This is a genomic window from Skermania sp. ID1734 (assembly GCF_007489285.1).
Classification (GTDB): Bacteria; Actinomycetota; Actinomycetes; order Mycobacteriales; family Mycobacteriaceae; genus ID1734.
Genome location: NZ_VLIY01000003.1, coordinates 283692 through 308313 on the forward strand (window position 1 = coordinate 283692; position 24622 = coordinate 308313).

Annotated in this window: 24 protein-coding genes; 6 read left to right on the plus strand and 18 right to left on the minus strand. The window is 65.5% G+C overall.

Going from position 1 to position 24622, the window contains the following annotated elements:
- Positions 1–4: 4 nt before the first annotated feature.
- A complete protein-coding gene (locus tag FOS14_RS05345; protein WP_143769234.1) occupies positions 5–1522 on the minus strand; it encodes a leucyl aminopeptidase in 1518 nt (505 codons plus the stop codon).
- Between the two features lie 140 nt (positions 1523–1662).
- On the opposite strand from FOS14_RS05345, the gene gcvT reads away from it, so the two are divergent.
- Positions 1663–2760: a glycine cleavage system aminomethyltransferase GcvT gene (gene gcvT / locus FOS14_RS05350; RefSeq protein WP_143769235.1), complete on the plus strand. Its 1098-nt coding sequence runs from the start codon at positions 1663–1665 to the stop codon at positions 2758–2760.
- A 25-nt stretch (positions 2761–2785) separates the two neighbouring features.
- Positions 2786–3889, plus strand: a complete 1104-nt coding sequence (locus FOS14_RS05355) for a branched-chain amino acid aminotransferase (RefSeq protein ID WP_143769236.1) — start codon at positions 2786–2788, stop codon at positions 3887–3889.
- Between the two features lie 61 nt (positions 3890–3950).
- On the opposite strand, the gene FOS14_RS05360 is transcribed toward FOS14_RS05355, so the two are convergent.
- The 5 genes from FOS14_RS05360 to FOS14_RS05380 are packed head-to-tail and all read right to left on the minus strand — an operon-like array spanning position 3951 to position 7704.
- Positions 3951–4664 carry an MBL fold metallo-hydrolase gene (locus tag FOS14_RS05360; protein WP_143769237.1) on the minus strand — a complete coding sequence of 238 codons (714 nt, stop codon included), beginning with the start codon at positions 4662–4664 and terminating at the stop codon, positions 3951–3953.
- A 56-nt stretch (positions 4665–4720) separates the two neighbouring features.
- A complete protein-coding gene (locus tag FOS14_RS05365) occupies positions 4721–5467 on the minus strand; it encodes an adenosylcobinamide-GDP ribazoletransferase (RefSeq protein ID WP_143769344.1) in 747 nt (248 codons plus the stop codon).
- Between the two features lie 2 nt (positions 5468–5469).
- On the minus strand, positions 5470–6525 hold the full coding sequence (gene cobT, locus FOS14_RS05370) for a nicotinate-nucleotide--dimethylbenzimidazole phosphoribosyltransferase (protein ID WP_143769238.1): 1056 nt from the start codon (positions 6523–6525) through the stop codon (positions 5470–5472).
- Between the two features lie 10 nt (positions 6526–6535).
- Positions 6536–7042, minus strand: a complete 507-nt coding sequence (locus FOS14_RS05375; protein ID WP_143769239.1) for a bifunctional adenosylcobinamide kinase/adenosylcobinamide-phosphate guanylyltransferase — start codon at positions 7040–7042, stop codon at positions 6536–6538.
- A gap of 11 nt (positions 7043–7053) precedes the next feature.
- Complete coding sequence (locus tag FOS14_RS05380; RefSeq protein ID WP_143769240.1) at positions 7054–7704, minus strand: DUF3043 domain-containing protein; 651 nt, start codon at positions 7702–7704, stop codon at positions 7054–7056.
- Positions 7705–7796: 92 nt separating this feature from the next.
- Between FOS14_RS05380 and FOS14_RS05385 the strand changes: the two genes are divergently transcribed.
- Both FOS14_RS05385 and FOS14_RS05390 read left to right on the plus strand, forming a co-directional pair.
- A complete protein-coding gene (locus FOS14_RS05385; protein ID WP_143769241.1) occupies positions 7797–8153 on the plus strand; it encodes an iron-sulfur cluster assembly accessory protein in 357 nt (118 codons plus the stop codon).
- A gap of 178 nt (positions 8154–8331) precedes the next feature.
- Positions 8332–9264, plus strand: coding sequence for a carbohydrate kinase family protein (locus FOS14_RS05390; protein ID WP_143769345.1), 933 nt, complete (start codon positions 8332–8334; stop codon positions 9262–9264).
- Here FOS14_RS05390 and asnB read toward each other — a convergent pair.
- Positions 9261–11183 (minus strand): asparagine synthase (glutamine-hydrolyzing), encoded by a 1923-nt coding sequence (gene asnB, locus FOS14_RS05395; protein WP_143769242.1) that lies wholly within the window; start codon positions 11181–11183, stop codon positions 9261–9263. The two genes, FOS14_RS05390 and asnB, sit on opposite strands and share 4 nt — an antisense overlap.
- A 320-nt stretch (positions 11184–11503) precedes the next feature.
- Here asnB and FOS14_RS05400 point away from each other — a divergent pair, with 320 nt between their 5' ends.
- Positions 11504–12529, plus strand: a complete 1026-nt coding sequence (locus FOS14_RS05400) for a cytochrome c oxidase subunit II (protein ID WP_255450081.1) — start codon at positions 11504–11506, stop codon at positions 12527–12529.
- Between the two features lie 48 nt (positions 12530–12577).
- The gene (locus FOS14_RS05405) at positions 12578–12994 is read left to right on the plus strand and encodes a cytochrome c oxidase subunit 4 (RefSeq protein ID WP_143769244.1); all 417 of its coding nucleotides are present in this window, start codon (positions 12578–12580) and stop codon (positions 12992–12994) included.
- A gap of 72 nt (positions 12995–13066) precedes the next feature.
- On the opposite strand, the gene FOS14_RS05410 is transcribed toward FOS14_RS05405, so the two are convergent.
- The 11 genes from FOS14_RS05410 to FOS14_RS05455 all read right to left on the minus strand — a co-directional run bounded on the left by FOS14_RS05410 (position 13067) and on the right by FOS14_RS05455 (position 24622).
- Positions 13067–13573: a DinB family protein gene (locus tag FOS14_RS05410; protein ID WP_255450082.1), complete on the minus strand. Its 507-nt coding sequence runs from the start codon at positions 13571–13573 to the stop codon at positions 13067–13069.
- A gap of 104 nt (positions 13574–13677) precedes the next feature.
- The gene (locus tag FOS14_RS05415) at positions 13678–14283 is read right to left on the minus strand and encodes a TetR/AcrR family transcriptional regulator (RefSeq protein WP_255450084.1); all 606 of its coding nucleotides are present in this window, start codon (positions 14281–14283) and stop codon (positions 13678–13680) included.
- A gap of 78 nt (positions 14284–14361) precedes the next feature.
- Positions 14362–15762, minus strand: a complete 1401-nt coding sequence (locus FOS14_RS05420; protein WP_143769246.1) for an FAD-dependent oxidoreductase — start codon at positions 15760–15762, stop codon at positions 14362–14364.
- Positions 15759–16019, minus strand: coding sequence for a ferredoxin family protein (locus FOS14_RS05425; RefSeq protein WP_143769247.1), 261 nt, complete (start codon positions 16017–16019; stop codon positions 15759–15761). The genes FOS14_RS05420 and FOS14_RS05425 overlap by 4 nt, the downstream gene beginning before the upstream one ends.
- A gap of 2 nt (positions 16020–16021) precedes the next feature.
- A complete protein-coding gene (locus tag FOS14_RS05430) occupies positions 16022–18205 on the minus strand; it encodes a molybdopterin-dependent oxidoreductase (RefSeq protein ID WP_143769248.1) in 2184 nt (727 codons plus the stop codon).
- Positions 18206–18209: 4 nt separating this feature from the next.
- Entirely contained in the window at positions 18210–18362 is a 153-nt protein-coding gene (locus FOS14_RS24615) for a hypothetical protein (protein WP_185981623.1), read from the minus strand.
- A gap of 2 nt (positions 18363–18364) precedes the next feature.
- Positions 18365–19246, minus strand: coding sequence for a short-chain dehydrogenase/reductase (locus FOS14_RS05435; RefSeq protein WP_143769249.1), 882 nt, complete (start codon positions 19244–19246; stop codon positions 18365–18367).
- A complete protein-coding gene (locus FOS14_RS05440) occupies positions 19246–20715 on the minus strand; it encodes an NAD(P)/FAD-dependent oxidoreductase (RefSeq protein WP_143769250.1) in 1470 nt (489 codons plus the stop codon). Before FOS14_RS05440 ends, FOS14_RS05435 begins: the two co-directional genes overlap by 1 nt.
- Before the next feature lie 33 nt (positions 20716–20748).
- Entirely contained in the window at positions 20749–21756 is a 1008-nt protein-coding gene (locus FOS14_RS05445) for a PDR/VanB family oxidoreductase (protein ID WP_143769347.1), read from the minus strand.
- Between the two features lie 65 nt (positions 21757–21821).
- Entirely contained in the window at positions 21822–22715 is an 894-nt protein-coding gene (locus FOS14_RS05450; RefSeq protein WP_143769348.1) for a metal-dependent hydrolase, read from the minus strand.
- A gap of 275 nt (positions 22716–22990) precedes the next feature.
- Complete coding sequence (locus tag FOS14_RS05455) at positions 22991–24622, minus strand: cytochrome bc complex cytochrome b subunit (protein ID WP_143769251.1); 1632 nt, start codon at positions 24620–24622, stop codon at positions 22991–22993.

The window sequence follows — 24622 nt, forward strand, 5'->3', positions numbered from 1 at the left end:
GGCGCTAGCCGTTCGCGGCGATGTCCTCGAGCACCGCTACGATCGTCCGAACCGGTACGCCCGTACCGCCCTTGCCGATGTAGCCGAACGGTCCGCCCGTGTTGTACGCCGGCCCGGCGATGTCGATGTGTGCCCACTGCACACCGTCGCCGACGAACTCTTTCAAAAACAGCCCAGCGGAAAGCATCCCGCCCCACCGGTGATTGGTGACGTTGGCCAGATCCGCGACCTTCGAGTTGAGGTCACTGCGCAACTCGGTCGGCAGCGGCATCGGCCAGCCGTTCTCGCCGACCGACTGCGAGATGCGCGCGACGCGGTCGCGGAACTCGTCGGTGCCCATCACGCCCGGCGTGCGGGTGCCCAGCGCCACCATCTGTGCGCCGGTCAGCGTGGCGGTGTCGATGAGGTAGTCCGGCTGATCCTCGCAGGCCCGCACGATCGCGTCGGCGAGAATGAGTCGACCCTCGGCGTCCGTGTTGAGCACTTCGACGGTGGTGCCGCCGTACTGGGTCAGGACGTCACCGGGGCGCTGCGCGGTTCCCGACGGCATGTTCTCCGCCATCGGGACCGTCGCGGTGACGGAAACCGGCAGCCCGAGCTTGGCCGCGGCAATGGTGCTCGCGATGACCGCCGCCGCCCCGCCCATGTCGGAGGTCATGTTCTCCATGTTGGCGGCCGGCTTGATGGAGATGCCGCCGGTGTCGAAGGTGATGCCCTTGCCCACCAGCGCCACCTTCTTGTCACCGCCGTCGTAGGTGATGCGCACCAGTCGCGGCAGTCGTGACGAGCCCTTGCCGACACCCATCACACCGCCGTAGCCGTCGGCACTCAGTTGCTCGTCGTCCAGCACCTCGACGCTGAGTCCGGCGGCCGCGGCCAGCGCCTCGGCCCGCGCGGCGAACTCGGCGGGGTAGAGGTGGCTCGGCGGGGTGTTGACGAAATCGCGGGCGATGGCGACGGATTCGCCGATGACCTGGGCGCTGCGCAGGCGCTTCTCGGCGTCGTCCGATGCCTTCGCCACGAGCAGCACGACGGTGGCCAACGGTTCCTCGTCGGGCTTGGGAGCCGACTTCGACGACCGGAAGTCGGTGAAGCTGTAGGCGCCGAGGTAAGCGCCGAGCGCGGTGCTGGTCAGATCAAGCTCAGACAGCGTGAAGGCGGCAACGCTTGTCCCGGCGAGCGCGCGGGCGGCGGCGCCGGCGGCCTTGCGGATCTGCTCGGCGCGAGCGTCGGATTCGGTGGCCAACTCGCCGAGCCCCACGGCCAATACGCTGGCTACCCCAAGTCCTTCCGGCGCCGGGATCCGGATGGTCTGCTCGGCCTTGCCCTTGGCGCCGACGGCGCGCAGGCTGTCCAGCACGGCGTTGGCGAACGAGCCCAAGAATTCTGCGCCCGTGGCGAGCGTCGGACCATGCTCGCCGCCGGCGAGGCCGACCACCAGCACGTCGACATCGGTGCCGACCTCGGTCGCGAGCCGAAGGTCCGGTCCGAGTGAGCGAGTGGTCGGGGCGGCGGAACTCACGAGCGTCTCCAATCGGTCGGCGAGCTGTCTACCGCGCCAATGGTATGCCGCCGGGTAGCGTGGCCAACCATGACTGTGTTGCCCGCCTCGGCCCCTCGGTCCGCTCCTCGCTACGCGACGCTCACGGTCGGACTCGGCTCATGAGTGGCGAACTGTTGCAGGGTCCGATCCATGCCGTGCATGCCGAACTCGGAGCGACGTTCGCGCCGTTCGGTGGCTGGCTGATGCCCGTGTCCTACGCGGGAACGGTCGCGGAGCACAATGCCGTTCGTGCAGCAGTCGGGCTGTTCGACGTCAGCCACCTCGGTAAGGCGTCGGTGACTGGGCCCGGCGCCGCAGACTATGTCAACGCGTGCCTGACCAACGACCTGGACCGGATCGGGCCGGGCAAGGCGCAATACACGTTGTGCTGCAACGAATCCGGCGGAGTGATCGACGATCTCATCGCGTACTACGTCAGCGCCGACGAAGTGTTCCTGGTGCCCAACGCGGCCAACACCGCCGCTGTGGTGGCCGAGCTGAAAAAGTCTGCGCCACAGGATCTTACGATCACCGATCGGCACCGTGAGTTCGCGGTATTCGCCGTGCAGGGCCCGGAGTCGGCGGACGTGTTGCGGGCGCTCGGGTTACCCACGGACATGGAATACATGGCATTCGCCGACGCCACGTGGGCCGGTGTGCCGGTGCGGGTTTGCCGCACGGGATACACCGGCGAGCACGGTTACGAACTGCTGCCGCGGTGGGCCGACGCGGAGGCGTTGTTTCGCGAATTGCTCATCCACATCAAGGAACTCGGTGGGGAGCCGGCGGGGCTCGGTGCGCGTGACACGCTGCGCACCGAAATGGGCTATCCACTGCACGGTCATGAACTCTCGCTCGACATTTCGCCATTGCAGGCGCGCTGCGGGTGGGCGATCGGTTGGCGCAAACCACAATTCTGGGGGAAGCAGGCCCTCGAGGCGGAGAAGGCCGCCGGGGCGCGGCGGACGTTGCTCGGATTGCGGGCCCTCGATCGGGGAGTGTTTCGGCAGGGGCAGGACGTGTTGGCGGGGGAGCGCGCCGTTGGCGTCACCACGTCGGGAACGTTCTCGCCGACGTTGAAGGTAGGTATTGCGCTCGCGCTCATCGACGCGGATTCCGGGATTGCGCCCGGTGATCAGGTCGATGTCGACGTGCGGGGCAGGCGGTTGCGGGCGGAGGTAGTCAAGCCGCCGTTCGTCCACGTGCGAACGAAGTGACAACGGGGTTGGCTACGATTGAGTTATGAAAACCGCTGTCGATTTCGCGCGCGTGCCGCACCCTGCTCCCGCGACCCCGCAGTCTCGCGAGCAGATTCTGGCGGCCCCCGGATTCGGCAAATTCTTCACTGATCACATGGTATCGATCGACTACACGAAGGCCGACGGCTGGATAAACCCGCAGGTCATGCCGTATGCGCCGCTGGAGATGGATCCGGCCGCGATGGTGCTGCACTACGGGCAGTCGATCTTCGAGGGACTCAAGGCCTACCGCCAGCCCGATGGCAGCATCGCGTCGTTCCGGATCGACGCAAACGCGGCCCGGTTCCAAAGTTCGGCGCGGCGAATGGCCATGGCCGAGTTGCCGACCGAGCTGTTCGTGCAGTCGATCATCGAGTTGCTCGACGTCGATCACGAGTGGGTACCCGCCGCAGGCGGCGAGGAAGCACTTTATTTGCGGCCGTTCATGTTTGCCACCGAGGTCGGGTTAGGTGTGCGGCCGTCGTCGCAGTACAAATACCTCCTGCTCGCTTCGCCGGCGGGCGCCTATTTCCCCCGCGGGGTCAAGCCCGTGAGCGTGTGGCTGTCCACCGAGTACGTCCGCGCGGCGCCGGGCGGCACCGGTGCGGCGAAGTTCGCCGGCAATTACGCGGCGTCACTGATCGCACAGGCCCAGGCGATCGACGCGGGGTGCGATCAGGTGGTCTGGCTCGACGCGATCGAGCGCCGGTACGTCGAAGAAATGGGCGGCATGAACCTTTTCTTCGTCTTCGGTTCCGGCCCGGATGCCCGCTTGGTGACGCCAGAACTGTCCGGGTCGTTGCTCCCGGGTATCACGCGCGACTCGTTGCTGACCCTGGCCACCGACTCGGGCCTGGCGGTCGAGGAACGCAAAATCAGCACCGAGGAATGGCGGAAGAAGGCCGCGTCGGGCGAGATCACCGAGGTGTTCGCCTGTGGCACAGCCGCTGTGATCACCCCCGTTGGTTTGGTGAAGAGTGCAGACGGCGAGTTCGTCATTGCCGACGGTGAGCCGGGTGAGGTCACCATGGCGCTGCGCGACACACTTACGGGTATCCAGCGTGGGACATTCGCCGACATTCACGGCTGGATGACGAAGCTGCGCTGAGTCCAGTCCGCGGAGCGGCCGAGGTCGCTTCCGGGAAAAAGTGCGTGCATGAGCAACCAGCTCAGTTCCCGAACAACATCCGCCACTGCTCGAGGTTCGACGCGCGGAACACATAGTTCGACCGCTTGACCTCCGACAGCGCGGCACTCGGATCGGCGGAGTACCAGTGCCCGGGGAATACGGTCGGGTCGCCGTTCAGTTTCGCCAACTGCTGCAGACTGCGATACATCTCGTCGGAATCGCCGCCCGGAAAGTCGGTGCGCCCGCACCCCTCCAGGAACAGCGTGTCGCCGGCGACGAGTCGACCGTCGAGTAGAAAGCACTGGCTGCCGGGGGTGTGGCCGGGCGTGTGCAGCAGTTCGATCGGGATGTTTCCGACGTTGACGACATCGCCGTGGTCGTGTCCGGTGAGATCGCTTTCCGGAATGCCGGTGACCCGGGAAACCCATTGCAGTTCTTGGTTGTTGACGTGCACGGGAACCTGCTGTCGGTCAAGCAGCTCGGTCAGGCCCGGTAGCGAGAAGCCGAGCATTTCGCCGCCGACGTGGTCGGGGTGGTGGTGGGTGACGAGGACGCCCGACAGCTGCATGCCGTCCGCTTCGAGCGTGTCGACCAGATCACCCGCGGCATAGGCAGGGTCGACGACGACGCAATCACGACTCTCTCGGTCGCCGATCAGGTACGCGAAATTGCGCATCTGGGTCGCGATCGGATCCCCCGGCGCGAAGTCGCGACCGGAGAGCAATTGGCGGAAGTAGAGGCGGTCATCCGGCATGTGCCGAGCGTAGCCGCTCCTGCCGTGCGTGAAATTCCACCGCCCGCGGTGGAATTTCACGCACAGCCGAAGGTGAACCCCACCGCGGTCGCAGTGACCGTGAATTCGATTGCGGCGCCGAGCACGTCACCGCTTATTCCGCCGAAGCGGCGATTGCAGTGGCGCACCAACAATTCCGCCGCCACGAGTGCCGCAACGACGACCACGACGCCCTGCCACCACGGCCGCGCCAGGACACCGGCGACCAAGGCAGCGATCACTGCCCAACACCCGCCCAGCCACACCGGTTGCGTACCGGCGACCAACGCGCCGAAGTGGGCGTCGGGAGCGGCGGTGCTGCCGCGGCGGCAGGCGAGCGTCGCGGCGACCCGGCCGGTCGCGACCGCCACTGCGATGAGCGCCCAGGAGCCGTCGCGGCCCAGCTGGGCGAACGAAAGTGCTTGGATACCAATGGCAAACACCAATGCTGCGGCGCCAAAGGGGCCAATGTCTCCGGTCAGCATCACCGCACGGGCTCGCTCCGGCGGGCCGTAACAGCCCAGCCCGTCCGCAGTGTCGGCCAGGCCGTCGAGATGCATGCCGCGGGTGGACACCGCTAGGACGCCGACCGTCAGCAGGCCCGCGAGCGCGCCGGACAATCCGCCCGCGTGCAGTGCCCACATCAGGGCGGCCGCAAGGGCGCCCAACCCGGCCCCGACGACCGGGACCCACCCCATGGCACGGGCGCCGTCGCGCTGCTCGACCGTTGTCATGCGCAGCGGCGCGACCGTCAGCCAGGAGAACGCGACGAGTAACCCGCGCAGGATCACGGCTGGGCCGTCGAAACACCCGCGTCGGCGAAGGTTGCCATGTCGGCCAGTACCGCGATCGCCGCGTGGAGCAGCGGCAGCGCGGTCAGCGCACCGGATCCCTCGCCGAGCCGCAGGTCCAACTCGAGTAGCGGCGTCAGGTTCAGCCGGTTCAGGGCAATGGTGTGCGCAGGTTCGGTGGACCGGTGACCGGCCACCCACCAGGCACTGGCGCCAGGGGCCAACTGCTCGGCGACCAGCGCCGCGGCGGTCACCACCACTCCGTCGAGCACCACCGGGGTCCGCCGCACGGCGGCTTGCGCCAGGAAGCCGGCCATCGCGGCCAGGTCCGCGCCGGACGCCGCCCGCAGGAGGGCGACCGGGTCGTTGACGACTGGTCGTGCGCGCCGCAGCGCGTCGCGAATCGCCGCGGTCTTCCGGGACCAACCCGCGTCGTCGACGCCGGTGCCGCGGCCCACGACCGCGACGGGTTCGGTGTCGGTCAGCGCGGCGACCAGCACCGCGGCCGGTGTGGTGTTGCCGATGCCCATGTCTCCGGCAATCAAAAGATCCGCGCCGGAATCGATCTCGTCGTCGGCGAGCGCGCGGCCAGCGGCGATGGCCACCCGAACTTCGGCGTCGGTCAACGCGTCGGCCCGGTCGATCGGCTCCGAAGAGCGGCGCACCTTCAGCTTGCTCACGCTGGGATCGGTGTCGGCATCCACGGCGAGATCGGCCACGCGCACGGTGGCGCCGGCGACCTTGGCCAACGCGTTGACGGCGGCACCGCCGGCCAAGAAGTTGCCCACCATCTGCGCGGTGACTTCGCACGGATAGGCCGACACGCCCTTCTGGGCGATGCCGTGGTCACCGGCGAACACGACGACCCGGGGCCGGGCAAGCGGCTGCGGCGGACACGCTCCCTGACAGGCCGAGATCCAGATGCCGAGCTCCTCGAGCCGGCCGAGCGACCCGAGCGGCTTGGTCAGCTGCGCCTGCCGGGCCTCGGCCGCCGCGCGGGTACCGGCATCCGGTGGGGTGACCGGGGGGAACGTCGGGTCGGGAAGCGTCACCTCATGCCTTTCACTTCAGTCGGCTCGCCAGTCCGGCGACCACGAACAGCACCTCGTCGCAGACCCGGGCGAGCTGCTGGTTGAGGGTGCCGAGTTCGTCGCGAAAGAGTCTGCCCGACGCGCTGGCCGGAACGACGCCGAGGCCGACCTCGGGACTGACCACCACCAGCCGGGACGGGCAGGCGGCCACAGCGTCACACAACTTGTGGGTCTGTACGGTGCCGCGCGGCCGGGTCCAGGCGTCGGCGGCGTCCAACTGTCCGGTCAGCCACGTTCCGACGTCATCGAGCAGGATCGCCGGCCCCGGTTCGGCGAGCACCGCCACCGGATCGACGTCGTCGAGCGTCACCCAGTTGGCTGGCCGGCGCGCACGGTGAGCGCAGATCCGATCGGCAAAGTCGGTGTCGGCCGGATCGGGGCGTGCGGTGGCGACGTAGCGGACGGGCACCGCACCGAGGAGGGACTCGGCGTGCGCGGACTTGCCCGACCGGGCGCCGCCGAGGACGAGAGTGCGCACGAAGCGCCTGTTCAGATGGTGTCGCCGGGACTGACCCGCGGCTTGGGCGCGCGCATCCTGCGCAGTTGGGAGGCGCGCACGAACGCATACCAGCCGAGCTTGACGGTGCTCTCGGTGTTGTTCGGGAAGCGCTCGTTGACGCGCTTGCTGATCATGCGGCTCAGGTAGATGCCTTCAATAATCATGAAGAGCATCATCACGAGCATTGCCAACGTGACGATCGCCTGCAGCGCCGGGCTCACGAACATGGCGAGGATCAGCAGCAACGCGAGGGGCATGAACAAGCCGACGAGGTTGCGCCGGGCGTCGATGATGTCGCGCACGTAGCCGCGCACCGGCCCCTTGTCGCGGGCCAGCAAATAGCCTTCTTCACCGGCCATCATTCGAGCGCGGGCGTCCGAGGCGGACGCGCGCCGTAGTTCGCGTGCCGCCTTGCGCTCCGCTTTGGTGCCCTGCGACTGCTTGCGACGCGCACGCGCTTCCTTCGCCGTCATCGGGGCTGGTGCCACCGGGCCGCGCTTGCGGCCCTCGGCGTCACGACGCTTCGGGGTCGGCCGGCCCTTGCCCTCGGTGCCGACCTGCTTCGGCGCGTCGGTGGCTTGGACCGCCGTTGTTTCCGGCTCGTTCGAATTGGCCGCGTTCCCTCGGCGTAGCAACTTCACACCTCAAGGCTATTGGATTGCGCATTGGTGGGAATAGTTGAGCTGGAGGTACCGTTGAAACGACAGACTTGCCGCTCGACTGGGGAGAACCCATGACTGTAGAGAACGTCCAGGAAACCGCTACCCACGGTGTCACGCTCACCGATGCCGCGGCGGCGAAGGCGAAGGCGTTGCTCGACCAGGAAGGTCGCGACGATCTTGCCCTGCGTATCGCCGTACAGCCGGGTGGCTGCGCGGGCCTGCGCTACCAGCTGTTTTTCGACGACCGCACGCTTGACGGCGACCTGACGGCGGAGTTCGGTGGCGTCACCCTCGCGGTGGACCGGATGAGCGCCCCGTACGTGCAGGGTGCATCGATCGACTTCGTCGACACGATCGAGAAGCAGGGCTTCACGATCGACAACCCGAACGCCACCGGCTCCTGCGCCTGCGGCGACAGCTTCAACTGAATTCGACAACGTGAAGTGAGGGCCCCGAGCAAGCGCCGGGGCCTTACTTCATTGGCGGGCGCGAGGGCGGTAGCGTGAGGTGCCGCACGATGTTGTCTAGTCGAAAGGTCGCGTGCCAGTGACCACTCCCGCTTTCGGGACGATCGCCGTTTCCGGATCCATCGCCACCGATCATCTGATGCGGTTCCCCGGCAAGTTCTCACAGCTGCTGCTTGCCGACAAGCTCGAGCACGTGTCGTTGAGTTTCCTGGTGGATGACCTGGTGGTTCGGCACGGCGGTGTCGGCGGCAACATCGCCTACGCGCTCGGTCTGCTCGGCGGTTCGCCACTGCTGATCGGCGCGGTCGGTGAAGACTTTGCCGAATACCGCTCCTGGCTGGAGAAGGCGGGCGTGGACTGTGGCGCGGTCCGGACTTCCGATCGTGCGCACACCGCGCGATTCCTGTGCACCACAGACGACGACATGGCCCAGATCGCCTCCTTTTACCCCGGTGCGATGAGCGAGGCGCGCGAAATTTCGATCTCCGACCTGCTCGACGCCGGCCACGACTTCGGGTCCGTGGTGATCGGCGCGAACGACCCCGACGCGATGCTGCGCCACACCGAGGAGTGTCGCTCGCGTGGCATTCCGTTCATTGCCGATCCCTCCCAGCAACTCGCGCGGATGGACGGCGGTGACGCGGCCAAGCTGATCGAGGGTGCGGCGCTGCTGTTCACCAACGAATACGAATGGGCGCTGCTGTTGCAGAAGACCGGCCTGACCGAGGACGACATTCGGGCGCGGGTGGGCATGCGGGTGACGACGCTCGGCCCCAAGGGTGTCGACATCGTCGAATCCGACGGTGCCACCGTGCATGTCGACGTCGTACCCGAGCGCCACCGCACCGATCCGACTGGCGTCGGCGACGGCTTCCGCGCCGGCTTCCTTACCGGCCGCAATGCCGGGCTAAGCCTGGAACGCAGCGCCCAACTGGGCTGCCTGGTGGCCGTGTTGGTGCTGGAGAACGACGCGCCGCAGGGCTGGACGTTGGACCGTACCGACGGCGTGGCGCGCCTTGCCGACGCCTACGGACAGCAAGCCGCCGACGAGATCGGCGCGATCCTTCCTTAAAGCTCCACCGGGTAGGTCGGCTCGGCGATCTTCGGCACGATCCGCTTTTCGACGAAGATCCCGTGCCAAACCATGAACACCAGCACGGTCCACAGCCGACGGCTGTGATCGCTGGTGCCGGCACGATGCTCGTCGAGCATGGTTTTGATCGCCGCCTTGTCGAAGATGTGGTCGGTCTGGGAGTTGGCGATCTGTTCTTGCGCCCAGTCGTACAGTTCCGTCCCGCGCAGCCAGTGCCGCAACGGCACGGGGAAGCCCAGCTTCGCGCGGTGCAGCACGTGCGGCGGCACTATGCCCTCCAGCGCCTGGCGCAGCGCGTATTTGGAGGTGCCCTTGGTGATCTTCTGGTCGAACGGGATCTGCTCGGCCACCCGGAACACCTCGGGGTCCAGGAACGGCACGCGCAGCTCCAGCGAGTTGGCCATGGTCATCTTGTCGGCCTTGACCAGGATGTCGCCGCGTAGCCAGGTGAACAGGTCCAGGTGCTGCATCCGCGCCACCGGGTCCCAGCCCTTCGACTCGGCATAAATTGGCGCAGTGACGTCCTGGTGCGTCCATTCCGGCCGAAAGTCGCGCAGCACCGCGCGCAACTGCGCGTCGTTGAAGCTACGGGCGTTGCCGTAGTAGCGCTCTTCCAGCGTGAGCGAACCGCGCTGGAGCAGGCTCTTGCCGCGTCGGCCTTCGGGAATCCGCTCCGACAAGCGGCCGGCAGCGCGGCGCAGGCCGGGGGACAGTCGCTCGAACGGCTTGAGCGAGAGCGGCTCCCGGTAGATGGTGTAGCCGCCGAACAGCTCGTCGGCGCCTTCGCCGGAAAGCACGACCTTGACGTGCTTGCGCGCTTCTTTGGCCACGAAATACAGCGGGACCAGTGCCGGATCGGCGACCGGGTCATCGAGGTACCAGACGATTTCCGGGATGGATTCGGCGAATTCAGCGGGGCTGACCACCTTGATGATGTGCCGCGCGCCGATCGCGGCCGCCGACTCGGCGGCCACGTCGACCTCCGAGTAACCCTCGCGCTCGAATCCGGTGGTGAAGGTGATCAGTTTCGGGTTGTGCCGCATGGCTAGCGCGGCGATCGCGGTCGAGTCGATGCCGCCGGACAGGAACGAGCCGACCGTGACATCGGCGCGCATGTGCTTGGCGACGGAGTCCTCGAGTGCGGCCGCGATCTCGTCGTAGCGCTGCTTCTCGGTGCCGCGCTGGAACGGCCGGACCTTGAATTGCGGGCGGAAGTAGCGCTGAACCTGCGGGGATTCTCCCGGTTTCACCGTCGCGTAGCAGCCAGACTCGAGGCGGCGAATGTCGCGGTGCAGCGTTTCGGGCTCGGGAACGTACTGCAGAACGGTGTAGTGCTCGATGGCCCGCGGATCGAGGTCCTCGCTCAATCCCAGCAGCGGCAGCAGTTCGAGCAGGCTCTTCTTCTCGCTGCCAAAGGCGGTACCGTCCGGGCCGGTGGCCAAATACAGTGGCTTGATGCCGAACGGGTCGCGCGCGATGAACATCGTGCGCTCGACGGTGTCCCAGATCGCGAACGCGAACATGCCGCGCAGGCGCTGGACGGCTTCTGGACCCCAATGGTGAAAAGCGGCCACGATCGGCTCGCCGTCGCCCTCGGTGTGAAAAACGGCACCGTCCGCCTGCAGTTCTGCTCGTAACTCGAGATAGTTGTAGATCTCGCCGTTGAACGTCAGCGCATACCGATCGGGCTGTTCGGGCGGACCCCAGCGCAATGGCTGGTGCGAGTGCGCGATGTCGATGATGGACAGGCGGTTGAACCCGAAAACGACGTCCGCGTCATGCCAGGTGCCATGCTCGTCCGGGCCGCGATGGCGCAGGCAGTGCATGGCAGAGTCGACCAGGTCGACTGCCGTCGCACTGGTCCCGTCTGCCGCCAGATAGCCGAGCAGTCCACACACTGGGTGACCAACCTCGTTTCACATTGCCTGCATTGCCCACTGAATCGCCGCTGGTGCGGGCGACCTAGACCTCCAGCCGAGTATGCCGCACAGCGACCGGAGTGTCGGCCCAGACCCGACGCCAAACCGGCCACGAGTTTGGTCTACGCTGCGTAGTATTCGGGCCAGCCCATGTTGTCGGCATGGCCTTGTGTGGAACTTGCGGCGATCAGGAAGGCGTTAACGTGGCGCGTACAAGTACAGCCCGCTCAGCGTCCAAACCACGCGGCCGGATTCTTCGGCGGGTTGGGCTGGCGGCATCTCTCAGTATCGCGGCGTTGATGCTTTCTGGGTGCTCGATCAACAACGATGTGCTGCGTTTCGGCTGGCCGACGGGTGTTACCGAGCAGGCGCACCGGATGCGCGAGCTGTGGACGTGGTCATGCATCGCCGCGCTGGTCATGGGTGTGATCGTCTGGGGCTTGACCTTCTGGACAGTGACCTTCCACCGCAAGAAGAAGGGTGACGACGAGTTCCCGAAGCAGTTCGGGTACAACGTGCCGCTCGAATTGGCTTACACTGCAGCGCCGTTCGTCATCATTGCCATTCTCTTCTACTTCACGGTCGTGGTGCAGAACTACGTCACCGAGAACAAGCCGAACCCCGACGTTACGGTCGATGTCACGGCGTTCCAGTGGAACTGGAAGTTCGGCTACCGCACCGTCGGCACCGGACCGGACAAGGTCGATCTTGCCAACCACCAGCGCGAGGACCAACTGAAGCAGCAGACGCGAGAGTCGGTCGAGCACAAGAATGACGAGGGCGAGCCGCGGCCGGGCCCGATCCAGGGCAAGGACGTCGAAGACCTCGGGTACCTGCATTACGACCGCGTCGAGACAGTCGGAACCAGCACCGAGATCCCCATCCTCGTGGTGCCGACCGGTAAGCGCGTGCAGATCGAGCTGGCCTCGGCCGACGTCGTCCACTCCTTCTGGGTGCCGGAGTTCCTATTCAAGCGCGACGTGATGCCGGATCCCGAAGCGAACCACCAGGAGAACATCTTCCAGATCAGCAACATCGACCGTGAAGGTGCCTTTGTCGGGCGCTGCGCCGAAATGTGCGGCACGTACCACTCGATGATGAACTTCGAGGTCCGCGCGCTGAACCCGCAGCGCTTCGCCCGCTACATCGAGCTGCGCAAGCCGACGGACATGGGCGGCAAGGGCTTGGATAACGCGTCGGCGCTCACCCAACTGGGCAAGGAAGATCCGAGCTGCGGTGATCTGTGCAGCCCGGTGGCGACCACGACGCACCCGTTCAACCCGGACCGCACCTACCGTCAAGCCAGTGAAGACACGACCAGGTAGCTGGCCGACTCAGCCCGCAAGAATTTCTGCCTAAGGACGCGAACTGACATGAAGATCGAAGCGAGAATCTTCGAACTGCTGGTGGGTTTCTTCTTCCTCGTCGCCATCGTGTACGGGGTCTTTACCGGGCTTTCGCGGACCCACGTCGAATGGGCGGGCACGACCGCGCTGGTCCTCAGTGGTGGTCTGGCGCTGATCATCGGCACCTACTTCCGGTTTGTCGCTCGACGCGTTGACCTGCGCCCGGAGGACTACGAGGACGCCGAAATCATCGACGGCGCCGGCGACCTCGGTTTCTTCAGCCCCGGTAGCTACTGGCCTATCACCCTGGCCGCCGCGGCTGCGTTCATCGCCACGGCGATTGCCTTCTGGGAGCCGTGGATGATCGCGCTCGGCGTCGCGTTCGTACTGCTGGCGGTCGGTGGGCTGGTCTTCGAGTACTACCTGGGGCCGGAGCGGCACTGATTTAGACGGCTCGAACGGGCGGTTATCGGCGGAACTACTCGACGTTTCGCCCGATAACCGCCCGTTCGCGTTTCACACTCCCGTCGCCCCGTCGATTCGTTCGCGGATGAGGTCGGCGTGACCACAGTGCCGGGCGTATTCGGCGATCATGTGGGTGTAGATCCACCGTAAGCTGACTTCGCCGCCACGGAAGGGGCTTGTCTGCTCTAGGTCCCGGGCGGCGCAGTTCGTGCGGGCTTGTCGTATTTCGGCTTCCCAGTTTGCGCGGGCCGAGTCGAATGTCCCGTCGTCGGTCAGTTCGAAGCCGCCGTCATGGCCGCCGTCGCCGGTTCCGTAGATCGGGGGCGCGTTCTCGCCGGCCAGCACCCGCCGAAACCAGTTTCGCTCGACTTCTGCCATGTGTTGCACCAAGCCCAGCAGAGTCATCGTCGACGGCGGGGTCGAGGGTGTCCGCACCTGTTCCTCGGTCAGACCAGCGCATTTCATCGCCAGAGTGGCACGGTAGAAGTCGAGCCAGCCTTCGAATGTCGCGCGTTCGTCGGCGACCGGGGGCGGGGTATGTCGGTCGATAGTCGTCACGGGTGGTAATGGTGCCATCGGGGTATGACATGGTCGATGGCCCGAGATGGGGCGGGGATGCCCGGATGAGCAGGGCGCTCATTGGATCAAGATCCACCCTAGGCTCAGCCGCTGATGATCGGGACAAGGTACTGCCGCGCGAACGCGGCCAGCTCCAGCTCCGAGGCGTCGCGCTCGGTGCCGTAGGGAGCCAGGATCATCGAATGCACGATTCGGCACACGATTTCAGCGCGAACAGCCAGGTCCGGAATATCGGGCAGCATCCCTGCTTCGACGGCTCGCGTGAGGGCCTTGATGGTGGCGGCGACGCTCATGGTGAACGTGAGCTCCCCGTCGTTGGTCAGCTTGGACAGGATCCGGTCAGGCTCTAACAGCAGCATCCGCTGCACCAGCGGGTGCGTACGCCACTTGGTGATAATGGTGACGAATACATCGACCACGAGGTCGTCGATGTTGTCGTGCAGTTCCGGGAGCTTCTCGATCTCGGCGAGCGTGGCGGCCACTTCCCGGGTCACCACAGCCTGCACGACATCGTCGCGTGAGCCGACGCGACGATAGACCGTCACCCGGTCGACGCCGGCCTGGCGGGCAATGTCCTCAATCGTCGTTTTTCGTAATCCGACCTTCTCGAACTGCACGAGAGCTGCGTCGAGGATGCGCGATTCGACGGTGTCTGATTCTTTCGGCGTTGCGGCGGAAACCTCGATCACGCATTTCACCGTAAGCCCACACCGGTGGCGATGCAACAGATGCACCGAAGTGTTACTTCAATAATGTAACAGATATTGTTAAAGTGTTGCCGGTCGGTTGACTGGTGATGCATGCTCGGCCACGGGCGCTGCAGCGGTGAGTAGTCGGTCGAGGTTGGTGAGCTTGACTCGCGGCCGGCCTGTGCTCCAGCCCGCGATGCGCTCGACAGCGTCGATGCGGCGCCAGCCCGGCTGGTCGACAAGGTTTGGCTGCCGGTGCCGTAGCTCCTGTTCGACGGTTTCGCGGGCGAGGGTTCCTTCGGTCGGCAGAAGGTTCAGATCAGCATCGGCGAGCAGTGCGCGCACGGTGTCGCGAGCGCATTTTTTGTTGGTGCCGATGATTCCGCGGGGACCGCGTTTCATCCATCCGGTGACATACGCGCCCCGCAGGTGCTCGACTCGGCCGTGCGTGTTGGCAATGACACCGCGGCGCTCGTCGAAGGGCAGACCTTCGATCGGCGAGCCGAAGTATCCGACGGCGCGCACTATCAACCCGGTTTCGATGACCGAATAGGTCCCTGTCGGGTTAACCGAGCCCTCGACGATTTCGTTGTGCTCGACGGTGAGTCCGGTGGCGCGATCCGTGCCGAGAACGTTCACCGGGGAGGTGAGAAATCGCAGAATGATCCGCTTGTCATGGCCGTTCACACGTGTCTGCGCATAGGTGCGCAGGGTTTTCACCTTGCGCCTGGTCGTCGGGTCGGGTTGGTGGGTCGCCTGAAACTCGGCGCCCTGCACGACAATGTCTACCCCGCGCAAATGGCCGAGTTCTTCGAGTTCCGGGTTGTTGAATGCCGCTTGTTCATAGCCGCGCCGGCCAAGCAGGACGACCTCACGAATCCTGCTGTGGCGCAGCGTTTGCAGCGCGTGGTCGGCGATGTCGGTGCGGGCGAGGACGTCGGTCGGTGCGGTCAGGATGCGTGCGACGTCGAGCGCGACATTGCCGTTTCCGATGATCACTGCGCGTTCGTGGCTGAGATCCGGCTCGAGATGGGCGTAGCCGGGATGGCCGTTGAACCAGGCGATGAATTCGCGAGCAGCGACTGAGCCGGGAGTGCTTTCCCCGGGAATCCGCAGCGCGGCATCGCGATCGGCACCATAGGCGTAGATGACTGCGTCGTACCACTGCGCGAGTTCGGCGACGGTGACATGGGTGCCGATCTCGATGTTGCCGAAGAACCGGAAACCATCGCGGGCGGCGATGTGTTCGAACACGGTGTGGGCGAGCTTCTTGTCGGGGTGATCCGGTGCGACGCCGTTCCGGACCAGTCCCCATTGGGTTGCGAGCCGGTCGATGACGTCGACCTCGATGCGCCGGTTGACCAGCTGGACCAGTCGACCGTCGAGGTAGGTGCCGCCGGGTCCTTCGAGCAAATGCCCGGCGGCGTACATCCCGGACGGCCCGGCACCGATGACCGCGACCCGCAGCGGCCGGGTCACTGTGTGCCCTCGAAGAATTCGGCGTTGATGCTCGCGTAGTGAGCCCATTTCGCCGGCAGCCGGGACGTGGCGTAGACGGCTTGGACCGGGCACGCCGGTACGCAGGCCTCGCAGTCGATACATGAGGTGGCATCGATGTAGAGCTGTTCGGTGGTGTCGAACTCGGGGTCGTCGGGCCGGGGCCGTATGCAGTCGGCGGGGCACACTTCCAGGCACGAGTAGTCGGCAACGCACGGGGCCGCGATAACGAAGGGCATGCTCATTCTCCCGTCGGGGCGACACTGTCGATGCGCTCGGCGCGCACGCGGATTCCGGAAAGGTGCGACATTCCCGACAGTGGATCGAGGTCTGCGGGGTTTGTCGACGCCAGGGCGTTGACGTTCGCGCCGGGTTCGCGGTTTGCTCGCTTCCAGCTGCCGCCCCCGTGGCCCCAGCCGTGCGGCACGGCGACGACTCCGCGGCTGATGTCCGCGGTTGCGATGACGGGCAGTTCGATGTGGCCGCTGGCCGAAACGAGACGGACCGGGCCCAGGTGGGTGAGGCCAAGGTCGTCGACGTCTTCGGGATGCATTCGAGCGGCGTGCGGTGCGCGGGCGGCGCGTAATGCCGCAACGTTGTGCATCCACGAGTTCTCCGACCGTGGCTCCCGCTGCCCGATGAGGCGCAGTGAAAAGTCAGGGTCCTCGCGGCGTTGTCCGAGACGTTGCACTTCGCTGCGAATCTCGGGGTGGTGGAGGTGAATCCGCTTGTCGCGATGACGGATCACGCGGCGTATCCGGCCGACCTCGACCGCGTCGGCGAACATGACGCCGTGCGGGTGGTTGGCGATGAGCCGGTCCAGTGTCAGTCCGTTTCGGCGGAGCCCGAACCGATCTCCGCCACGGCCTAGCCGGATGAGCGTGTCGAGGACCCGCCGTGGCGTCACCGGCAGGTGCACGAGGTTCGCCACCCCGGCGGCGAGCCGGACCAGCGGATTCGGCATTGGCCAAACGCCCGCCTTTTCGGCAATCTCTTGCAGGATCTCCGCTTCCAGGCGGGCCTGTCCGCGCGGCGGCACGACGGCGGGCGTTGCTTGGACGAACGGCTGGAGATAGAAGGTCCCGTTGGCGACCGGAAGGTCTTCGCGTTCGTACATGGCCGTCGCGGGCAGGATGAAGTCGGCGTGCTGGTTGGTTTCGGTGACGTAGAGATCGATCGACACCATCAGATCGAGCCCGGCGAGCGCGTTCTCCAGTTCGGGGCCGTTGGGTGTGGACAGCACGGGGTTGCCGGCCGAGACGAACAGCATCCGGATCTGATCGGGGCCGGGGGTGGTCATCTCGGCAGCCATGAACGCGGCGGGCTCTTGGCCCATGACCGTCGGCATGGCCCCGATCCTCGTCTTTGCGGGAACGTAGGAAGAGAATGCGTCGGTGTACGCATCCAGCTGGACCAGCGGCAATACCGGTTCTCCGAACACGACGCCGCCACGCTGGTCGATGTTGCCGGCAAGAATGTTGACGGCGTCCATGAGGAAATTGACCAGCGTCGGCGCTGAACCCAGGCAAGTACCGGTTCGCCCATAGACCGCCGACCGTTTCTGGGTCAGGTCGCGTGCGAGGCCGCGGACCGTTTCGGCGGGAATGCGGGTCCGCTCCGCAGTCGCCTCTGGTGGAAATGGCGTGGCGAGTCTGCGCAAAGACTCGACACCGGAGGCGATCTTGGCGACTCGCGCGCGGTCGACCAGGTTCTCGGCGAACAGGACATTGATGATCGACAGCAGCAACCAGGCATCGGAGTCGGGGAGGATGGGCAGCCACTGATGTTCGCGGGCGGTCTCGGTCCGGCGCGGGTCGATGACGACAACGCGGCCACCGCGATTCTCGATGGCGTGCAGTTCTTCGGCGACCCGGCCTACGCTGCACAAGCTCATGTGGGACACGACGGGGTTCGCGCCCATGAGGACGAGGAACTCGGTGTGATGGATGTCCGGGAGCGGGATTTGCATGATCTGGCCGTACAGCAGGTGGTTCGCGACGAACCGGCTGTTGGTGTCCTGCGAGCCCGCGGAGAAGAAATGCGTGATCCCCAGGGCTCGCATGAACAGCAATGACCACAACGCGTTCGAGTAGTTCAACGCCGCGGGATTGCCCAGGTAGAAAGCCCCGGACCGAGCGCCGTACCGAGACCGGATGTGCCTGACCCGGCGCGCGATCTCACTGGTCGCTTCGTGCCAGGACACCTGCTCGAACGTACCGTCGGGACGTTTGCGCAGCGGGTGCAGCACGCGGTCAGGATCGTTTTGGACCGCGGGGTAGGCCATGCCCTTCGGGCACGCGAATCCCCGCGACAGCGGATGGTCTTTGTCCGGTCGGAGCCCGATCAGGCGATCGTTCTCGACGGTGGCGATCATTCCGCAGAACGGTTCACAGATACGGCAGAAAGTGACCTTCTCTTGTTGCATGAGGTCATCCCGCCGGCATGTGTCGGCGAGCGCCGATCCGCTGCAATTCACCGCGGGCTTCGACGACCGTGACCGGGCTGACCGCGATGAGCTTGCGGACGGTCGCACCCGACGTCGTGTGCGGGACGCGTGCGCGCAATGATCCCCGATCGCTCATCGTCACTGTCCGCCCCGTTCCTCGATGCGCCGCAGCAGCGAGTGCACGCGCTGATCGCGCGTGAGCTGGCTGTCGAGGACGACGTTGATGAGTCCGCGGAACAGGGCGTAGGGCTCCCATCCGCTGGGCGCGATCGTGCGGGCCGCGCGGCGGGCGATGCCGGCGGCGATCGTCGTGGCCGCCTGGGCGGCGGTGATCCGGACGTTGAGCGGCCACGGCAGGAACCCGCCGATTTCCCGGCCCAGCTCGTCCTCATCGAGCGTGGTGTGTGTCATCGCGGTCTCGACGATGCCGAAATACGCGACTCCGGCGGTGGCATTGTGTGGTGCCAGTTCGACGCGCAGTGACCGGCCGAGCTGCTCGACCGCGGCCTTGCTGATCATGTACGGCGACCCTCCCATCCCGGGGGCGAACGACGCGCACGAGGAGACGACGACCACATGCCCGTGAGCTGCGACGATGTGTTCCAGTGCCGGGTGGATGGTATTGAACACCCCGGTCAGGTTGACGTCGATGACCCGATCGAACGCAGCCGCGTCCATGGTGCGCAGCGTCGCAGGTTTGGGCACGATCCCGGCGTTGGCGACCACGACGTCGAGCCCTCCGAAGACCGTCACCGCCAGGTTGACGGCGTTGGCCATCTCGTCGCGATCGGCCACGTTGGCCCCGATCGCGAGCGCCTTCTCGCCAAGGGCGTTGGCCGCGGTCGCAGCCGCCTCGCCATTGACGTCTACGAGCACCACGCACGCGCCGCGCTGGTGCAGCAGGCTGGCGAGTTCGAATCCGATGCCTTGTGCCGCGCCGGTGATGAGCACGACCTTGCCGTTGACGTCGTATTTCGGTCCGTACAGCCGCGTCAGTGGGTTGAGCTGGCCGATGTCCATCAGAGCGTCATCTCGTAGGACTCGGCGTCGAAGGCCGACAAGCGTTTGCGGTACTCGAAACTCCAGTTCGGGTAGAGACCGGCGTTCTCGCCGCTGTCGGTGGTGTAGTAGCTCTTGCAGCCGCCCTTGAGCCAGACGGTGTCGCGGCTTCGTGTCTCCATCTCCTCGAGGAAGGTGGCTTGGACCTCGGGACGGACCTCGACCCGACGGAAACCCTTCGTGCGTGCCGTCTTTAGGGCATCGACGATGTACGCGATCTGCGACTCGATCATGAAGATGGCGGACTGGTTGCCGGCGGCGCCGAACGGTCCGAGCGTGCAGAAGAAATTCGGGAACCCCGCAAGGGTCGCACCGAGGTACGTCTGCGGTTGCTTGCGGTACAACTCGGCCATCGACAGGCCTTCACGCCCGACGTAGTGGTCGAACGCGGTCGGAATCGCGGTGAACCCTGTGCCGTAGATGATCGTGTCGACTTGGTGTTCCACACCGGCGCGGTCGACGATCGAGTGGGCGCGAACCTCGGCGATGCCGTCGGTGACGACCGTGACGTTGGGCTTGTCCAGAGCGGGCAGGTAGGCGTCGGAGAAAATCGCCCGCTTACAGCCGATTACGTAGTCCGGGGTCAGCTTGTTCCGCAGCTTCGGGTCGCGGACCTGGCGCAGCAACTGAACCCTGGCCATCGACTCGTAGACGTGGCGGAAACGCAGGTCGACGAGGTTGATCAGGCCGAACGCTTCGATGGCGCCATACCAGCCGCTGCGCACCGCGCGCTGGACCAGCGGGACGTGCCGCAGGATTGACTTCTCGATACCCAGTGCCCGGCGGTCCAGGCGGGGCACGATCCACGGCGCCGAACGCTGGAACACCGTCAGGTGGTGAACGTCGGGCTGAATCTCCGGAATGAACTGCACGGCGGATGCGCCGGTGCCGATGACCGCGACCCGCTCATCAGTGAGGTCGTGGTCGTGGTTCCAGTGCAGGGAGTGGAAGCTCCTGCCCCGGAAGTTCTCGATACCCGGCAAGCTCGGGTACTTGGCTTCGGCGAAGATGCCGGTTGCCGAGATGAGGAAGGTGGCGGTCAGTGGGCCCTTTGAGGTCTCGATGCGCCACAGCGCCGCGTCGTCGTCCCACCGGGCGTCGACAAGTTCGGTGTTGAACCGGATGTGGCGCAGCACGTCGAACCTGCTCGCGACAGCACGGATGTACTCGAGGATTTCCTGCTGCGGTGCATAGGTGTGCGACCAGTCGGGGTTCGGTGCGAACGAGTAGCAGTACAAGTGCGACGGGACATCGCATGCTGCACCTGGGTAGGTGTTCGCGCTCCACGTGCCGCCGAGGTCGTTGGATCGCTCGAGCACGGCGATGTCGTCGAAACCGGCTTGCCGCAGTTTGATTGCCAGCCCGATGCCGCCGAAACCGGCGCCGACAATGGCGACGTGGGTGTGTTCGATCTGACCAGTCCGGTTCATGTCCAATGCGCTTTCGGTGTGTGGAATGGGGTCTTAGAGATCGACGACGAGCGAGTCGTCGCAGGCGCGGGATACGCACGTGAGCATCTGGTTCGCACGTTCGGAGTCCGGGAGGCGGTTATCGCGGTGCTCGACTCTGCCGCGCAGGACCGACACCTTGCACGTGCCGCAGAAGCCCTGTTGGCAGGAGTAGACGACACCGGGAATTTCCCGTCGGATCGCGGCGAGTGTGGTTTCGTCGGCGCGGACGCGGATGGTCCTTCCCGTTCGCGCCAGGGTCAGGTCGAATTCCCGGCCATCGACGACAGGTAATGCCGAGAAGCGTTCGATGTGCAGCGAACCGGTGGGATTGACGCGGAATGCGAATCGTTGAGCAGCTTCGAGAACTGGGATGGGACCGCACACGTACATCGCGGCACCGGGCTCGGCGGCGGCTAGGAGTTGCTCGAGGTCGGGGACCCCGTGTTCCTCGTCGGTGCGCACCTGGACGTTGTCGCCGAGCGCTTCAAGCTCATCGAGGAACGGCATGGTTCCGCGGGAGCGGCCGAGGTAAACCATCTTCCACTGCGCCCCGGCGGCCGCGGCTGCTTTGACCATCGGGAGAATCGGCGTGATGCCAATGCCGCCCGCGATGAAGTGGTACGACGGTGCCTCGACGAACGCGAACGCGTTGCGGGGTCCGCGGACGCGGACTTCATCGCCGACCTTGAGCGAGCCGTGCACTTCGAGCGAGCCGCCGCCGCCATCGACGATCCGACGTACGGCAATTCGATAGCGGGTCGTCTCCGCAGGGTCGCCGCATAGTGAGTACTGCCGCTGTTTGCCCGAGGGCAGGAACACGTCGAGGTGCGAGCCTGGGCGCCAAGCGGGCAGAACGCTGTTCTCGGTGTCCCGAAGTGTCAGCGCGACAACCTCCTCGGCGATTCTCTCGACCTTGCTCACGACCAGGTCAAGCTCGAAGCCGCTGCGACGCAGAGGCTTCGGGCGAGACAGGAGGGGGGCTGCCGGGCCGGCGACGAACACCTCACGGTAGGCATCCATGACCGTGCCCAGAATCCGCAACGTTGCGGTCGGGGTGACTTCGTTGTCCACGGTTTCGAATGTCCTTAGTGTCCCGCCGCGCGCGCGGCGGGCGAATGTGCCAGATACCGCAGGGCGGCGTCCATCGGGCCGAGCTGCGAAGGATGGAAACCCGGGCGCAGGTAGCGCGGCATCTCGGTGAAGAAGATGAGGGCGTTGGGGATCACGCCACGGGCGGTCGCGCTCAGCCACTGCAGGGCCCAGAAGCGACCCTTGTCTTCGGACGGGTCCTTCTTGAACAGGTACGCGGTCGAGATGATGAAGAGCGGAAGCAGGGTCGCCGACGCGATCGCCGCCGTGCGCGCGCGCCGTGCGTAGCCGCCATCCAGATACATGTAAGCGTCGTAGACAACGCTGCGGTGTTCGACCTCTTCAGCGCCGTGCCAGCGGACAAGGTCGAGCATCGTGGGATGCATGCCGAGGTCCTCGATGACGTCGGATTGAAGCATCCAATCGCCGATCACCGCCGTGAAGTGTTCCATGCCGGCGAAGATGCCCAAGCGTTCTTTGAGCCACTCTTCCTTCGCGCGGCCGGTCATGCCGTGGTCGCCCAGGATGCGATCGACGAGCCACGCGACCTTGTCGACAAAACTCTCGGCCTCCAGGCCGATCGCCTGGAGGTGCTTGCGGGCGCCTTCATGGCTGCTCGCGTGCATCGTCTCCTGGCCAACAAAGCCCTGCACCTCTTCCTTGAGGCGCTCGTCCTCGATGTACGGCAGTGCTTCCGAAAGTGCTTGCGCCATGGCGCGTTCACCTTCAGGAAGGACCAGATGCATCACGTTCACGATGTGCGTCGCCAGTACCTCGCCCGGGATGTAGTGCATCGGAACCGAATCGAACGAGAAGCTCACATCGCGAGGCTTGATTGCGTGAGCTTCGTCGCTGTACGTGCGCTTCGTTGCGCCAGCTGGTTCAGTCATATTTCGACCGTACAGCGCAACGGATAACTTTGCAATGTTGCAGATACAACTCTGAACAATTTGTTGCAAATAGTGCACTCACTGCTGATCGCGGTGCGCCGCGAGAGGCATTCGGTCATGCGAAGCGGGAGGCCGCTACTTGCGTTGGTGTGCAGTAGGGGAGCGCTGCTTCCACGACAGGTGGGCAGCGGCGAGTGCACAGCAGCGGGAGACAGCCGAACAACGAAAAACGCCCGCGAGCTGTAGTCAGCTCGCGGGCGTTTTTCGACTAGAACCTAGTGTTCGATTTCACCGTTCCCGTGGGCGCGATCCTGCTCCGCCTTGAGGATGGCGAGCTGGGTCATTTCGCCCTCGTGCTCGGCGTGCGCAAACGCGTCGCTTTGCGCGACCGGGTCCGCCCGCAGCAGGCTGCCGGTACCCGGGCGGCCGGCCGAACCGAGCTTGTTCATCTTCTTGGGCACGGTGGCGCCCTGGTACTCGAGCGGGATCGGATGGCCGTGCTCGTCGACCGGGCCAAGCGTCTGGTGCACCTCGATGTACTCACCGTGCGGCAGCCGCTTGATGACGCCCGTTTCGATGCCGTGTTCGAGCACCTGACGGTCCGACCGCTGCAGCCCGAGACAGAAGCGGTAGGCCACGTAGTAGGCCACCGGCGGCAGAATCAGCACGCCAATACGGCCCATCCACGTCGTCGCGTTCAGCGAGATGTCGAACTTCAACGCGATGATGTCGTTGCAGGCCGACAACGTGAGCACCACGTAGAATGCGATCGCCATGGCACCGATGCCGGTACGCACGGGAACGTCACGGGGACGCTGCAGCAAGTTGTGGTGTGCGTCGTCCTTCGTGAGCCGCTTCTCGATCCACGGGTAGGCGGTCATCAGGATCAGCACCACGCCCATGGTGAGCGCCACCCACACCACGGCCGGCACCATGTAGCGGCCGAAGTACAGCTCCCACGGCGGGAAGATACGGGCCAGACCTTCGGTCCAGAGCATGTAGAAGTCCGGCTGCGAACCCGCCGACACCTGCGAGGGGTTGTAGGGGCCGAGGTTCCAGATCGGGTTGATCTGCAACAGGCCACCCATCAGGGCGAGCACGCCGATCACCAGGGCCATGAACGCGCCACCCTTGGCCGCGAACACCGGCATGATCCGGATGCCGACCACGTTGTTCTCCGTGCGACCCGGGCCGGGGAACTGCGTGTGCTTCTGATACCACACCAGCGCCAGGTGAATCGCGATGAGGCCCAGGATGATTCCGGGGAACAACAGCACATGGACGATGTAGAGCCGCGGAATCATGATGGTGCCGGGGAAGTCACCACCGAACAGCGCCCAGTGGATCCACGTCCCGATCACCGGAAAACTCAAGACGATGCCGCTCATCGCGGCGCGCAAGCCGATGCCGGACAGCAGGTCGTCGGGCAGGGAGTAGCCGAAGAAGCCCTCGAACATGGCCAGGACCAGCAGCAGCGAGCCGATCACCCAGTTGGCCTCACGCGGCCGACGGAACGCTCCGGTGAAGAAGATGCGGAGCATGTGGATGATGATCGAGCACGCGAACAGCAGCGCCGCCCAGTGGTGAATCTGGCGGACGAACAGCCCGCCGCGCACCTCGAAGGAAATCTGCAGCGCGCTCTCGTACGCACGGGACATGTGAATGCCACGCAGCGGCTGATACGGGCCGTCGTACACAACCTCGGTCATCGACGGGTCGAAGAACAGGGTCAGGTACACACCCGAGAGCAGCAGCACGATGAAGCTGTAGAGCGCGATCTCCCCGAGCATGAACGACCAGTGCGTCGGGAAGACCTTGTTCATCTGCCGCTTCATACCGGCAGCGAGCTTGTACCGGGAATCGACCGCGTCAGCCTGATGGGCAGCCAGAGTGGCTATTTTGCTCAT

Coding starts and splice junctions, on each gene's coding strand:
- FOS14_RS05355 (WP_143769236.1), top strand. CDS start 2,786: ATGAAAACCGCTGTCGATTTCGCGCGCGTGCCGCACCCTGCTCCCGCG.
- FOS14_RS05455 (WP_143769251.1), bottom strand. CDS start 24,622: ATGAGCAAAATAGCCACTCTGGCTGCCCATCAGGCTGACGCGGTCGAT.
- FOS14_RS05390 (WP_143769345.1), top strand. CDS start 8,332: ATGCGGTTCCCCGGCAAGTTCTCACAGCTGCTGCTTGCCGACAAGCTC.
- gcvT (WP_143769235.1), top strand. CDS start 1,663: ATGAGTGGCGAACTGTTGCAGGGTCCGATCCATGCCGTGCATGCCGAA.
- FOS14_RS05435 (WP_143769249.1), bottom strand. CDS start 19,246: ATGGACATCGGCCAGCTCAACCCACTGACGCGGCTGTACGGACCGAAA.
- FOS14_RS05400 (WP_255450081.1), top strand. CDS start 11,504: ATGCTTTCTGGGTGCTCGATCAACAACGATGTGCTGCGTTTCGGCTGG.
- FOS14_RS05440 (WP_143769250.1), bottom strand. CDS start 20,715: ATGAACCGGACTGGTCAGATCGAACACACCCACGTCGCCATTGTCGGC.
- FOS14_RS05425 (WP_143769247.1), bottom strand. CDS start 16,019: ATGCCCTTCGTTATCGCGGCCCCGTGCGTTGCCGACTACTCGTGCCTG.
- FOS14_RS05430 (WP_143769248.1), bottom strand. CDS start 18,205: ATGCAACAAGAGAAGGTCACTTTCTGCCGTATCTGTGAACCGTTCTGC.
- FOS14_RS05450 (WP_143769348.1), bottom strand. CDS start 22,715: ATGACTGAACCAGCTGGCGCAACGAAGCGCACGTACAGCGACGAAGCT.
- FOS14_RS05405 (WP_143769244.1), top strand. CDS start 12,578: ATGAAGATCGAAGCGAGAATCTTCGAACTGCTGGTGGGTTTCTTCTTC.
- FOS14_RS05360 (WP_143769237.1), bottom strand. CDS start 4,664: ATGCCGGATGACCGCCTCTACTTCCGCCAATTGCTCTCCGGTCGCGAC.
- FOS14_RS05445 (WP_143769347.1), bottom strand. CDS start 21,756: ATGGATGCCTACCGTGAGGTGTTCGTCGCCGGCCCGGCAGCCCCCCTC.
- FOS14_RS05385 (WP_143769241.1), top strand. CDS start 7,797: ATGACTGTAGAGAACGTCCAGGAAACCGCTACCCACGGTGTCACGCTC.
- FOS14_RS24615 (WP_185981623.1), bottom strand. CDS start 18,362: ATGAGCGATCGGGGATCATTGCGCGCACGCGTCCCGCACACGACGTCG.